The organism is Bradyrhizobium sp. LVM 105 (assembly GCF_003957705.1).
GTDB classification, from domain to species: domain Bacteria; phylum Pseudomonadota; class Alphaproteobacteria; order Rhizobiales; family Xanthobacteraceae; genus Bradyrhizobium; species Bradyrhizobium frederickii.
In genome coordinates this window covers 495,514-508,410 of record NZ_QZMV01000005.1, presented here as the reverse complement: position 1 = coordinate 508,410, position 12,897 = coordinate 495,514, and the positions used below count along the sequence as shown (strand labels likewise).

General features: G+C 63.2%; 15 protein-coding genes. 3 read left to right on the top strand and 12 right to left on the bottom strand.

Annotation, left to right across the window (positions count from 1 at the left end; translation table 11 throughout):
* Nucleotide 1 precedes the first annotated feature (1 nt).
* From D6B98_RS17845 to D6B98_RS17820, 6 genes are all read right to left on the bottom strand, one after another.
* The gene (locus tag D6B98_RS17845; RefSeq protein ID WP_008551979.1) at nt 2-646 is read right to left on the bottom strand and encodes a DUF47 domain-containing protein; all 645 of its coding nucleotides are present in this window, start codon (nt 644-646) and stop codon (nt 2-4) included.
* Between the two features lie 156 nt (nt 647-802).
* Nucleotides 803-1,771 (bottom strand): branched-chain amino acid ABC transporter permease, encoded by a 969-nt coding sequence (locus D6B98_RS17840; protein WP_126258243.1) that lies wholly within the window; start codon nt 1,769-1,771, stop codon nt 803-805.
* Between the two features lies 1 nt (nt 1,772).
* Nucleotides 1,773-2,636, bottom strand: a complete 864-nt coding sequence (locus D6B98_RS17835; protein ID WP_126258242.1) for a branched-chain amino acid ABC transporter permease — start codon at nt 2,634-2,636, stop codon at nt 1,773-1,775.
* Nucleotides 2,637-2,701: 65 nt separating this feature from the next.
* A complete protein-coding gene (locus D6B98_RS17830; protein WP_126258241.1) occupies nt 2,702-3,922 on the bottom strand; it encodes an ABC transporter substrate-binding protein in 1,221 nt (406 codons plus the stop codon).
* A 55-nt stretch (nt 3,923-3,977) separates the two neighbouring features.
* Nucleotides 3,978-4,724: an ABC transporter ATP-binding protein gene (locus D6B98_RS17825; RefSeq protein WP_126258240.1), complete on the bottom strand. Its 747-nt coding sequence runs from the start codon at nt 4,722-4,724 to the stop codon at nt 3,978-3,980.
* Nucleotides 4,717-5,472 carry an ABC transporter ATP-binding protein gene (locus tag D6B98_RS17820; protein WP_028136885.1) on the bottom strand — a complete coding sequence of 252 codons (756 nt, stop codon included), beginning with the start codon at nt 5,470-5,472 and terminating at the stop codon, nt 4,717-4,719. Before D6B98_RS17820 ends, D6B98_RS17825 begins: the two co-directional genes overlap by 8 nt.
* 336 nt (nt 5,473-5,808) lie before the next feature.
* On the opposite strand from D6B98_RS17820, the gene D6B98_RS17815 reads away from it, so the two are divergent.
* The gene (locus D6B98_RS17815) at nt 5,809-6,474 is read left to right on the top strand and encodes a PAS domain-containing protein (protein WP_126258239.1); all 666 of its coding nucleotides are present in this window, start codon (nt 5,809-5,811) and stop codon (nt 6,472-6,474) included.
* Between the two features lie 78 nt (nt 6,475-6,552).
* Here the strand turns inward: D6B98_RS17815 and D6B98_RS17810 are convergent, their stop codons facing one another.
* Entirely contained in the window at nt 6,553-6,912 is a 360-nt protein-coding gene (locus D6B98_RS17810; RefSeq protein ID WP_126258238.1) for an ArsC family reductase, read from the bottom strand.
* A 104-nt stretch (nt 6,913-7,016) separates the two neighbouring features.
* On the opposite strand from D6B98_RS17810, the gene D6B98_RS17805 reads away from it, so the two are divergent.
* A complete protein-coding gene (locus D6B98_RS17805) occupies nt 7,017-7,388 on the top strand; it encodes a tRNA-binding protein (protein ID WP_126258316.1) in 372 nt (123 codons plus the stop codon).
* 203 nt (nt 7,389-7,591) lie between these two features.
* Nucleotides 7,592-8,224, top strand: a complete 633-nt coding sequence (locus D6B98_RS17800; protein ID WP_126258237.1) for a TetR/AcrR family transcriptional regulator — start codon at nt 7,592-7,594, stop codon at nt 8,222-8,224.
* 68 nt (nt 8,225-8,292) lie between these two features.
* On the opposite strand, the gene D6B98_RS17795 is transcribed toward D6B98_RS17800, so the two are convergent.
* From D6B98_RS17795 to D6B98_RS17775, 5 genes are read right to left on the bottom strand one after another with little or no spacing between them, the layout of a single operon-like run.
* The gene (locus D6B98_RS17795) at nt 8,293-9,342 is read right to left on the bottom strand and encodes a LacI family DNA-binding transcriptional regulator (RefSeq protein WP_126258236.1); all 1,050 of its coding nucleotides are present in this window, start codon (nt 9,340-9,342) and stop codon (nt 8,293-8,295) included.
* Nucleotides 9,339-9,983, bottom strand: a complete 645-nt coding sequence (locus tag D6B98_RS17790; RefSeq protein WP_126258235.1) for a ThuA domain-containing protein — start codon at nt 9,981-9,983, stop codon at nt 9,339-9,341. Before D6B98_RS17790 ends, D6B98_RS17795 begins: the two co-directional genes overlap by 4 nt.
* A 10-nt stretch (nt 9,984-9,993) precedes the next feature.
* The gene (locus tag D6B98_RS17785; protein ID WP_126258234.1) at nt 9,994-11,091 is read right to left on the bottom strand and encodes a Gfo/Idh/MocA family protein; all 1,098 of its coding nucleotides are present in this window, start codon (nt 11,089-11,091) and stop codon (nt 9,994-9,996) included.
* A gap of 22 nt (nt 11,092-11,113) precedes the next feature.
* Nucleotides 11,114-11,962 (bottom strand): carbohydrate ABC transporter permease, encoded by an 849-nt coding sequence (locus D6B98_RS17780; RefSeq protein WP_126258233.1) that lies wholly within the window; start codon nt 11,960-11,962, stop codon nt 11,114-11,116.
* Entirely contained in the window at nt 11,955-12,896 is a 942-nt protein-coding gene (locus D6B98_RS17775) for a carbohydrate ABC transporter permease (RefSeq protein ID WP_126258232.1), read from the bottom strand. The genes D6B98_RS17780 and D6B98_RS17775 overlap by 8 nt, the downstream gene beginning before the upstream one ends.
* Between the last annotated feature and the right edge of the window lies 1 nt (nt 12,897).

The window sequence follows — 12,897 nt, the reverse complement described above, 5'->3', positions numbered from 1 at the left end:
CCTAGACCTGCTCGATGACGATGCTGTTGATCTCGTTCGCGACGTCGTCGAAACGATCGGCCACCTTCTCAAGGTGGTCGTAGATCTCGACGCCGACGATGAAGTCCATCGCATTGCCGTCGCGATGCTTCAGGAACAGCTCCTTCAGCCCGATGTCGTGGAGATCGTCGACGCGGCCCTCCAGCTTGCCCAGCTCTTCCGTGATCGCGGTGAGCATGGCCACGTTCGGGCCGATCGATTGCATCAGCGGCAGCGCACGGCCGACCAGATTGGCGCATTCGATCAGGAGCCCGCCGATCTCGCGCATCGGCGGCTCGAAGGTACGGACCTCGAACAGCATCACGGCCTTGGCCGTCTGCTGCATCTGGTCGATGGCGTCGTCCAGCGATGTGATCAGGTTCTTGATGTCGCCACGGTCGAACGGGGTGATGAAGGTGCGGCGCACCGCCGTCAGCACCTCGCGGGTGATGTTATCGGCATCGTTCTCGAACTGGTTGACGCGCTGGCAGTAGACCGGCGTCTCCTCGCCTCCATTGAGCATGCCCTGGAGCGCGATCGCGCCCTGGATCACTGTCTGGGCATGCCGGTCGAACAGGTCGAAGAACCGCTCTTCCTTGGGCAGGAATGCACGAAACCATCGCATCATGGGGATAGGCTACCGGTTGGAAAATGCGCCGGCCCGAAGGGCCGTCATGAAACTGTCATAGACCATTTTCGAGCCGCGCGCGTGTCATCTCGCGCCTGCGATGCCGGATCATCCACCGGATTATCGCACCAATAAAATTGGTGCGATATCAATCGTTTAGAGCGATCTCCGGAAGTAATGCGCGATTTCACCGACGACGCCGCGGCGGAAGGTGAGCACGCAAACCACGAAGATCGCGCCCTGGATCACCGTCACCCACTGGCCGAAACCCGCCAGATATTGCTGCATGGCGATGATCACGAAGGCGCCGACCACGGGGCCGAAGATGGTGCCGAGGCCGCCGACCAGCGTCATCAGCACGACCTCGCCGGACATCGACCAATGGACGTCGGTGAGCGAGGCGTTCTGCGCCACGAACACTTTCAGCGCACCGGCAAAACCGGCCAGCGTGCCTGAAAGCACGAAGGCCAGGAACTTGTACTGGTCGGTCCGGTAGCCGAGCGAGATCGCCCGCGGCTCGTTCTCGCGGATCGCCTTCAGCACCTCGCCGAACGGCGAGTTGATGATGCGGAAGATCAGGAGGAAGCCGGCGAGGAACCCGACCAGCACGACGTAATACAGCACCGTCGGCTTGGACAGATCGAAGATGCCGAACATGTGTCCCTGCGGGATGCCCTGGATGCCGTCCTCACCGTGGGTAAACGGGGCCTGGAGGTAGATGAAGTACAAGAGCTGCGACAGCGCCAGCGTGATCATCGAGAAGTAGATGCCCTGGCGGCGGATCGAGATGTAGCCCGTGACGAGCGAGAGCACGAAAGCCGCGGCGATGCCGACGAGGATGCCGAGCTCGGGCGGCAAGGCCCAGACCTTCAACGCATGCGCGCTGCAATAGCCGGCGGTGCCCAGGAACATCGCGTGGCCGAACGACAACAGCCCGCCATAGCCGACCAGCAGGTTGAAGGCACAGGCGAGCAGCGCAAAGCACAGCGCCTGCATGACGAAGAACGGATAGACGCCCGTGAACGGCACCGCCGCGAGCAGCAGCGCCATCATCACGAAAACGATCATCTCGTCGCGCATCGCGCGAGGGGTCACCGGCAGCGTGTCGTCCGTCAGGGTTGTCATATCAGGCCGCCCTTCCCGTCAATCCCGTTGGCTTCACCAGGAGCACCAGCACCATCAGCACGAACACGACGGTGTTGGAGGCCTCGGGGTAGAAATATTTGGTCAGACCCTCGATCACCCCGAGCGCGAAGCCGGTGATGATGGAGCCCATGATCGATCCCATGCCGCCGATCACGACCACCGCGAACACGACGATGATGAGGTCGGCGCCCATCAGCGGCCGCACCTGGTTGATCGGCGCCGAGAGCACGCCGGCGAGCGCGGCGAGGCCGACGCCGAGACCGTAAGTGAGCGTGATCATGCGCGGCACGTTGATGCCGAAGGCGCGCACCAGCGTCGGATTTTCAGTGGCGGCGCGCAGGTATGCGCCGAGCTGGGTCTTCTCGATCAGGAACCAGGTCGCAAGGCACACGACCAGCGAGAACACGACCACCCAGCCGCGATAGACGGGCAAGAACATGAAGCCGAGATTCATGCCGCCCTTGAGCTGGTCCGGAATGGCGTAAGGCAGGCCGGACGAGCCGAAATAGTTCTGGAACACGCCCTGCACGATCAGCGCGATGCCGAAGGTCAGGAGCAGTCCGTAGAGATGATCGAGCCCGGTCAGCCATTGCAGCATGGTCCGCTCGAGGATCATGCCGAAGATGCCGACGATGATGGGCGCAAGCAGCAACGCCCACCAATAGTTGATGCCGCCGATATTCAGCAGGAAATAGGCGACGAAGGCGCCCATCATGTAGAGCGCGCCATGGGCGAAATTGATGATGTTGAGCATGCCGAAGATCACGGCAAGCCCGAGACTGAGCAGCGCGTAGAACGAGCCGTTGATCAGTCCCACCAGTAGCTGAGCGTATAGAGCCTGCATCGATCAATCTCGTACCCGGTCTCGTTATGCCATTTCATTCTGCCGCGCCCGCGGGCGCGGCCAACTCACTTCTTCACCAGGGGACAGGCGCTTTCCGACAGCGGCCGGAAGGCCTGCTCGCCGGGGGTCGTGCCGATCAGCTTGTAATAGTCCCACGGTCCCTTGGATTCCTCGGGCTTCTTCACCTCGAAGAGATAGGCCGGATGCAGCTTGCGGCCGTCAGCGCGGATCGTGCCCTTGCCGAACAGCGCGTCGTCCGTCGGCATCTCCTTCATCTTGGCGACGACCTTGGCGCCGTCATGCGGATTGCCGCCCATGGCCTCCAGCGCCTTGAAATAGTGCAGCAGGCCCGAATAGACGCCGGCCTGCACCATCGAAGGCATCGCCTTGTTCTTCATGCGCTCGGAGAAGCGCTTGGAGAACGCGCGTGTCCCGTCGTTCATGTCCCAGTAGAAGGTCTCGGTGAAGTTCAGGCCCTGCGCCACCTTCAGCCCGAGCGCGTGCACGTCTGTGATGAAGAGAAGCAGACCCGCAAGCTTCTGGCCGCCCGAGACGACGCCGAACTCCGCCGCCTGCTTGATCGTGTTGGTGGTGTCGCCGCCGGCATTCGCCATGCCGATGATCTTGGCCTTGGAGGCCTGCGCCTGAAGCAGGAACGACGAGAAGTCGGCGGTGTTCAGGGGATGCTTGACGTTGCCGATCACCTTGCCGCCCGATTTCACCACGACCGCGGCAGTGTCGCGCTCGAGGGCATGGCCGAAGGCGTAGTCCGCGGTCAAGAAGTACCAGGTGTCGCCGCCCGCCTTCACCAGCGCCTGCCCCGTGCTGTTGGCCAGCATGTAGGTGTCGTAGACCCAGTGGACCGTGTTCGGCGAGCATTGCGCGTTGGTGAGATCCGACGTCGCTGCACCGGTGTCGATCAGGATGGAATTCTTCTCCTTGACGATGTTGTTCACCGCCAGCGCAACGCCGGAGTTCAGGACATCCATGAAGATGTCGACCTTCTCGACGTCGATCCATTGCCGGGCAATCGTGGAGCCGATGTCGGGTTTGTTCTGATGGTCCGCGGAGATCAGGTCGAGCTTCCAGCCCTTGGTCGCGAGCCCGGAATCCTCGATCGCCATCTGCGCGGCGACGGTCGAGCCAGGGCCGCCGAGGTCGGCATAGAGTCCGGAATTGTCGGTCAGGACGCCGATCTTGATGTTCTTGTCCTGCGCGACCGCGGCGCCTGCCGCACCGAAGGCCAGGGCTGTGCCGAGCAACATCGCCGAAATGCCGTGCTTCATAATCCGCTCCCAGTATTGCTTTGACAGTTACTCTCGATGGTCCGGCCTAGCACCGCTACACGCCGAGATAGGTGTGGAGCTTGTCCATGTTGGCGGCAAGCTCGGCATTGGAAAATCCGTCAATGATCTTGCCATGCTCGACCACGTAGTAGCGGTCGGCGACGGTGGACGCGAAGCGGAAATTCTGCTCGACCAGGAGGATCGTGAAGCCCTCCTTCTTGAGCCGCGCAATGGTGTGGCCGATCTGCTGGATGATGACGGGCGCGAGCCCCTCGGTCGGCTCGTCCAGCATCAGGAAGCTCGCGCCGGTGCGCAGGATGCGCGCAATCGCCAGCATCTGCTGCTCACCTCCGGACAGCTTGGTGCCCTGGCTGTTGAGCCGTTCCTTCAGATTCGGAAAAAGTTCGAAGATCTGATCGAGCGGCAATCCGCCTTCACGGACCACCGGCGGCAGCATCAAGTTCTCGCGCACGTCGAGACTGGCGAATATGCCCCGCTCTTCCGGGCAGAATGCGATGCCCATGCGCGCGATCTTGTCGGAGGTCGCGCGAATGATCTCCTCGTTGTTGAACTTCACCGAGCCGGTACGCTTGCCGATGATGCCCATGATCGACTTCAGCGTGGTCGTCTTGCCGGCGCCGTTGCGCCCGAGCAGGGTGACGACCTCGCCCGCGTTCACGTCGAAGTTGATCCCGTGCAGGATGTGGGACTCGCCGTACCAGGCTTCGAGGTTGCGGACTTGAAGGAGGTTTCCGCCGGTCGCAACCTTGGCCGGAGCCTCGGCAATCGCAGTGTCAGGCATGCCCGGCTCCCAGGTAAGCTTCCTTGACGCGCTCGTCCTTGGTGAGCTCGCTGTAATGACCTTGCGCGAGCACCTGCCCGCGCGTCAGCACGGTGATGATGTCGGAGAGGTTGGCCACGACGCTCAAGTTATGCTCGACCATCAGGATGGTATATTTCGCGGAGATGCGCTTGATCAGCGCCGCGATCTTGTCGATGTCCTCGTGGCCCATGCCGGCCATCGGCTCGTCCAGCAGCATCATCTCCGGGTCGAGCGCGAGCGTGGTTGCAATTTCGAGTGCGCGCTTGCGTCCATAGGGCATCTCGACCGCGGGCGTGTTGGCAAACTCGCTGAGACCGACATCGTTGAGGAGCTCGCGGGCGCGATCGTTGAAACGGTTGAGGACCGACTTGGAGCGCCAGAAATCGAACGAAGATCCGTGCTGGCGCTGAAGCGCGACACGCACGTTCTCCTGCGCGGTGAGATGCGGAAACACCGCCGAAATCTGGAACGAACGAACAAGCCCCAGGCGGGCCACGTCGGCCGGCGCCATCGCGGTGATGTCCTGCCCCTTGTACAGGATTTTTCCGGCAGACGGTTTGAGGAACTTGGTCAGAAGATTGAAGCAGGTCGTCTTACCGGCCCCGTTCGGGCCGATCAACGCGTGAATGCTCCCACGGCGAACCTTGAGCGCAACGTCGCGGACGGCGAAGAAGCCCGCGAACTCCTTGGTCAAGCCTTCCGTTTCGAGAATGAACTCATCGGCCAAACAGATTTCCCCCTGCCCGCGCGTCGCGCGTGGCTATCCTTGTTGCTTCGGCTTTCCGGAGGCCTTGGAGCCTATCCTTGAAGCCCCTCCGGAACGCCGCCTTCGGGCGCGGAATATGCCGGAGGTGACGGGGGTTAGGCAAGGCGGAAAGCTGAGCAGATCAGGTCTCCGGCCGGGATACAAATGCTCCCTTAGTCGGAGGTGTGCGATGGCGCGCCTGCCCGGCCTCCCGGTTCGCAAGACACCGGTCGTCAAGCCGTCGTTAACGGTCTTTCGTTCCGGGCGCCAGCCTTCATCAAAAATTTTCCCGCACGTGGCATCGTGCGCGGGTTTTTGATGGTCTGGAATATTGTCTTGGATTTCGCCAGCGCCGCTCCTTCCGTCGTCAAGTCGATCAGACAGCGTGATCTCCTGAACACGTGGCTGCGACTTTATGCGCGCCAGCAGATCGCGCCGGCGGTCTGGGAATATCAGCCTGCGCGGCTCGAGGAAGAGCTGTCCGATCTCATCTATTATACGGTGGATACTTCCACGCCGGCCCCGCGCCTGACCATCCAGAGCGCAAACACGCGCATCTCGCGCGCCTATGGACATACCGGCAAGGGCGTTCTGCTCGAGGAGTATCTCGGGCCGCGGCTCGCGCCCTTCGTGATGCCGATCTATCACGAATGCGTGGCGCGCGGGCTGCCGGTCTACAGCGTTGCCGACGTCGACGACATCTACGGGCACATCGTCGCTTATGAACGGCTGCTGCTGCCATTCCAGACCGACGGCAACGTCTGTCACGTCATCGCATCGGTCAAGACCTTCTGCGAGGACGGCGGCTTCGAGATCAAGAATCTGATGCGCGGAAATGACGCGCTGCCGCGTCCGAAACTGCGCGCCCTGATCGACCGCGAACTCTTCCATCGGGCGCCCGGCCGCATCGCGACGGCCGAATTGGTCGAGTTCGCGGACCAGCCGGCTCCGGGCGTCGCCAACGAGATCATCGAGCTGAACTAGAACGCGGAACGCGTTTGCGCGGAGACCATGCTCAAACGACAAGCCAAGGCGCGATGATGCTCTCAGCGCGATTTGGCGTCAGCGCGATTTGGCGCCGACTTCCTTGGCATAGATCTCCGGCTTGAAGCCGACCAGCACCTTGCCGCCGGTTTCCAGCACCGGCCGCTTGATCATCGATGGTTGCGCTAGCATCAAGGCCTGCGCCTTCTTCTCGGAGAGGCCTTCCTTGTCGGACTCGGGGAGCTTCTTGAACGTCGTCCCGGCGCGATTGAGCAGCATCTCCCAGCCGACCTTGTCGCTCCACTGCTTGAGCTTGTCCTTCTCCACGCCCGCCGTCTTGTAGTCGTGAAACGTGTAAGGCACGCCATGGGCGTCGAGCCAGGCGCGCGCCTTCTTCATGGTGTCGCAGTTCTTGATGCCGTAGATGATGTTGGGCAAGACGTTCCTCGCGCATGACGTATCGTGATGGACGCGGCGTTGTACGAAACTCCGTCTCGCGCGACAATATTGCCAACGACGCCATCTCGCCGAACGGACATCCCATGCACGTCACTCACGATCCCGCGGCCGCCGCCACGCCGATCATCGACTTCAACAGCTTCCTCGCCGTCGATATCCGCGTCGGCACCATCGTCGACGCCAAGCCGTTTCCCGAGGCGCGCAAGCCGGCGTTTCGGCTCTGGATCGACTTCGGACCCGCCATCGGCGTGCGCAAGAGCTCGGCCCAGATCACCGAAAACCATCCGCTCGAGACGCTGGTAGGCCAGCAGGTCGCGGCCGTGGTCAATTTCCCGCCGCGCCAGATCGGACCTGTCATCTCGGAGGTGCTGACGCTCGGCTTCCCCGATGCCGACGGCAAGGTCGTGCTGGTGCAGCCGAGCCAGCCGGTGCCGAACGGCGGACGGCTGTTCTAGCCGCGCGGTCCAAGGCTGCCGCGTCGCTTGCGCCGCGCACTTGCAGCGAATCCTTTTCTCTTCGGCCGGTCCGGACTTGACCAGATCCGTATTCGCTTTTAACAATGACTGACTGATCGTTTTTTTTATTGTAACCAGTCTCTTTCGCCCAAATCGGCCTCCAGCCGAAAATGATCAATCTGTCAGTTATTTGAGGCCGCTGGATGCCCAAGATCAGCGACAAGCAACGCGAAAGCCGGCGGCAGCAGATTCTCGAAGCGGCCCTCGCCTGCTTCTCCGAAGACGGTTTTCACCAGACCGGCATGGCCGACATCGTGAAGCGATCCGGACTGAGCCATGGCGCGGTCTATCTCTACTTCCAGAGCAAGGACGACCTGATCGAGGCGCTCGCCGACGACCGGCACCGCCGCGAAGCCGTGCTCAATTCGGTCGCGCAAGGATCCGGCGACCCGATCGAAGGACTTCACGCACTGATCCGCGTCTACGCGCAATGGCTGACCGATCCCGCCGGCGAAGCCCGCCGCCGTGTCGGCATCCACGGCTGGGCCGAAGCCCTGCGCAACCGCCGCGTCCGCACCGGCGTCGTCGAAGGCATCGACATGCCGCGCGCTCTGATCGTGGTGCTGGTCGAACGCGGCCAGCATGATGGCCTCATCCGCCGCGACCTCGGTGCGGACGCGATCGCGCGCATGCTGATCGCGATCTTCCAGGGGTTTGTCCTGCAAAAATGCTGGAGCGACGAATTTGACGTCGACGCCTGCATGGCGGCCGTGGCCGGCATGATCGACGGCTTGCGCACGAGCAGGTCCGAGACCAGGCGACGGACCCGGACGTAGCCGATGTCGTCAGCCGGCGAGCGCGTTGCAGGACACCAAGCGCAGCGCTTGCGGCATGATGCCGTCGCTTACGGCAGATTGTCCCGCAGAAAAATATCGATGCGGATACGCTCCTGATCGGGGCTGATGGGCTCCCCCGAACAATGCGCGAGCAGGACCCGCGCCGCAGACCGCGCCTCGTGGCCAGGATCCTGGTTGATGATGGCATCGAGCGTGCCGCGCACCAGGAAACGCCGTGTATAGTGGGTGAGCTCGTGGGTGATCCAGACCACCTCGCGCGCGCGGCCAGAGGCTTCGAGCGCATCGGCGATGCCACGATTTCCGGCGCCGCAGCAATATATGCCGCGGAGATCGGCATGGCGCGCGAGCAGCGCGGCGGTAAGCTCCCGCGTGCGTGCGCTGTCGTCGCGGCCCTCGATGACCGGTAGCGCGCGCAAGTTCGGATACTCGCTGGACAGGATCTGGTGGAAGCCGAACTGCCGCTCGGTATGATCGCGCAGCGACAACGACCCGGCGATCACGGCGACGGCCCCCTCGCGGCCGGCGAGGAAGCGTCCCAACAGCGTTGCGGCCGTTCGTCCCGCGGCCGGGTTGTCGATTCCGACATAATGCAGGCGGCGCGAGCTCGGCGCGTCCGATACGAGGGTCACCACGGCGACCCCGCGCGCGGTGAGTTCGTCGATCGCGGCGCGCACCCTTGGATGGTCGAGCGCAATGACGGCGACGCCCTGATAGGCCGGCGACAAATCCTCCAGCGTGCCGGCCAGCACATCGGGATCGAACACATCGACATGGAGGATATCGATGAAGCCGCGCTGGCCGGCAAGCCAGTCTGCGGTGCGCTGGACCTGCTCGGCCAGGTTGGTCATAAAGCTGTTGCTGCCGGACGGCAGCACGAAAGCGAAGCGAAAACTCTGCCCGCGTGCGAGCCGCGCCGCCGCAACGTCGGCGCGGTAGCCGAGCTTGGCGACGGCGGCTTCGACACGCGCGACGGTCTTGGCGCGCACGCCCTCGCGCCGGTTGACGACGCGGTCGACGGTCGCGAGCGAAACGCCCGCCGCACGCGCGACGTCTTCCAGGGTAGCGCGAACCGGCGGCTGCGTCGCGCCAGCGTTCATTCGCGCGCCGCCCACAGCATCCCGCGGGTCATCAAGGTTCGGATCTCCGGAACGTCGAGCTCGTAGGCGCGGTGGCCGAGCGAGGAATAGAACACCCTGCCCGCGCCGTATCGTTTCTTCCAGACCACGGGCATCACCACGCCCTCGATCCAGGATGCGTGCTCGCCGGTAAAGGTCGTCGTCGCCAGCACCTCGTTGGCGGGGTCAACATGCATGTAGTACTGCTCGGAACGATGCTCGAAACTTTTCAGGCCCTTCATGATGGGGTCGTCCGGCTTCGTCAAGTCGACTTTGTAGTCGATGATGTTGCCGGGATGAGCAACCCATTGCCCACCGCACAGGAATTGGTAGTCGACGGACTCGCGGAATGCATCGCACATGCCGCCATGATGGCCGGCCAGGCCGACACCTCCGCGCACCGCAGCGCAGAGATTCAGTGCGTCCGCCTTCTCGATCTTCGACATGGTGTAGATCGGGATGATCAACGAGAGATCATGGATTGCCGGATCGCCGAACGCTTCCGTCGTCGTTTCGATCCGGACCTCAAAACCTTCCGCTCTGAGCCAGCCGCGGATCATCGAGGCACATAGATCCGGATCGTGTCCCGGCCAACCACCCCAAACAATCATTGCCTTGCGCATGTTTCCGTCCTCAGTCGATCTGTCCAGTTTCACGTCCGGCCGGCAGCATCGCCGGCCGCTCGACGCGGCTCTCGATCTTGACGCGGCGTCCCTCGTCGGCGGACGTCTGGAACGCCTCCACCACCTCCAGCACGTGGAAGGCGAGCGCGCCGCTGGCGCGATGCGGCCGGTTGTTGAGAATCGCGGAGGCCATATCGGCGACACCGATGGAACGGAACTCGCCCTCGACATGACCGTGCGTCAACGGCACCGTCTCCCATTCGCCGCCGGTCTTGGCGACCTGCACCTCGCCGCCGAAGCGGTTCGGGTCCGGCACCAGCATGCTGCCGCTGTCGCCATAGATCTCGATCGGCGCATGCCGGTGCTTCGGCACGTCGAAGCTCATCGCGATCGAGACGACTGCCCCACTCTCGAATTCGAGCGTGCCTGCGACATGGGTCGAAACCTCGACCGGGATCAAGCTGCCGTTCATCGGCTGGCTGGTGACCAGACGCTCGGATTTCGGGCGCGCGGTCGAGCCCATCACGGCTGCGACCGGACCGAGCAGCTGCACGAGGTCGGTGATGTAGTACGGGCCCATGTCGAGCATCGGGCCGCCACCGCGCAGGTAGTAGAACCCCGGCGCCGGATGCCAGCGCTCATGGCCCGGGCAACCGAAGAAAGCACTGCCCGCCACGGGCGTGCCGATCGCGCCGTCGTCGATCAGCTTGCGCGCGGTCTGGTGTCCGCCGCCGAGGAACGTGTCGGGCGCGCAGCCGACGCGAAGGCTCTTCTGCGCGGCGAGATCCATCACCTTGCGGGCCTCCGCGACGTTGATACCGAGCGGCTTCTCGGAGTGGACGTGCTTGCCGGCATTCAGCACCGCCAGACTGACGTCGGTGTGGGCAAGCGGCACGGTGAGATTGATGACGATTTCGACGTCGTCACGCTTGAGCAGTTGATCGACCCGCATCGCCGGCAGCCCGAAGGCCGCGCCCTGACGCTCTGCCATATCGCTGCGCATGTCGGCCAACGCTCTCACCTCCATGACCGGGAAGCGCTGCGCTGCCTTGAGGTAGGCGGTGCTGATCACACCGCAGCCGATGATTCCGATGCCGACTTTTCTCATTATGATCTCCGTGAGGTACCGCTCATCCCTTGACCGCGCCTGCGGTGAGGCCGGCGACGATGTGCTTTTGCGCGATAAGGAAGAGAATGATCGTCGGCAGGATGGTCAGCGTGATAAAGGCCAGGATCAGGTGCCATTCGGACGAATACTCGCCCTGATACACCATGATGCCGAGCGGCCAGGGATAGAGCGCATCGGTGTTGAGCATCACGAGCGGCAGCAGATAGGCGTTCCAGCTGTTGACGAAGGTGATGGTGCCGACCGTCGCCAGGATCGGCCGAGACAGCGGCAGCGTCACGTAGCGGAAGAATTTGACATAGCTGCAGCCGTCGACCAGCGCCGCTTCGAGTAGCTCGTGGGGAATATCCTTGAAGAAGCGCCGCAGCAGCAGCACACTCATGGCGAGGCCGAAGGCCACCTGCGGCAGCGCGACGCCGAAATAGGTATCGAGCAGTCCGAGATCGCGCACCTTGATAAACAACGGAAGCACGGCGGTCGCCGCAGGAAACAGCAGACCGAGAGTGAGGTAGCTCAGCAGCATCGAGCTGCCGTAGAACTTGACATGGGCGAAAGCGAAAGCCGCCATCGATGCGACGATCAGGGTCAACGTCACCGTGAGCGTCGAGATGATCAGCGAGTTGCGCAGGAGCTGCCAGTAGCGCGCTGAGAACAGGATATCGGCATAATTCTGCCACTCCCAGTGCGCGGGCCAGCCGAACGGATTGACGCGCAATTCGCCGAGCGACTTGAAGCCCCCGAGCAGGGTCGCGAGCAGCGGCACCAGCACGAAGACGGCGACGACGGCGAGGAACACCGTCCTGAGCGGCACGGCAGGATCGAACGGCGCGCGGGCGGTTTCGGCACTACTCATCGCGCATGAACCATCGCTTGTAGGTGAAGGCAAAGGTCACGCAGATCACGAACAGGATCACGCCGATGGCGCTGCCGTAGCCGACCCGCATGCGCGAGATGCCATTGTTGTAGAGAAAGCTCACCATCGTGTTGGAGGAATCCGCAGGGCCTCCGCGCGTCAGCGGCATGACCAGGTCGAACAGCTGCAGCGAGCCGACGATGGCGAAGAACACCGAGAGCCGGATCGTCGGATAGAGCAAGGGGATGACGACGTGACGCAGGGCTTGCGAGCGCGTTGCACCGTCGATTCTCGCCGCCTCGACCAGGCTCTTGTCGAGGCCCTGGAGCGCGGCGATGAACAGCATCATGTGGAAGCCGAAATACTTCCAGACGATCACGATCAGCACCGCCAGCATCGCCGTGTCGGTCGAGGCCAGGAGATGCGGCGGTTCGGCGCCGAAGGTGCGCCAGATCGAGGCGACCAGGCCATAATCGCCGTCATAAACGAACGAGAAGATCAGCCCGGTCGCGATCTCGGCCAGGATGTAGGGCATGAAGAACAGCATGCGCAGCGCCACGGCTCCCCGAAAGCGCTCGGCGAGCATCAGGGCCAGGGTCAGCGCGAGCGGCAGCTGGATCGCGAGCGAGACCGCGATGATCAGCCCGTTGTTGCGCAGCGCGAGCCAGAAGGCGCGCGTCTCCAGCACGAAACGGTAATTGTCGAATCCGATCCAGTTGGTCGGCCTGCCGAACCCGTTCCAGTTGAAGGCCGAGTACCAGGCGGCCTCGCCGATCGGCAACACCACGAACAAAGTGAACAGCAGCAGCGCGGGCGGCAGGAACAGGATCAGGACCGTGAAGCGGCCGTCCCAGCTCGGGCCGCGAACCGCGGCCCGCGGGGCGGTCTCGCCGGCAACGTTCATCGCCGGCGCGATCGCGATCCGCCGCGCCACC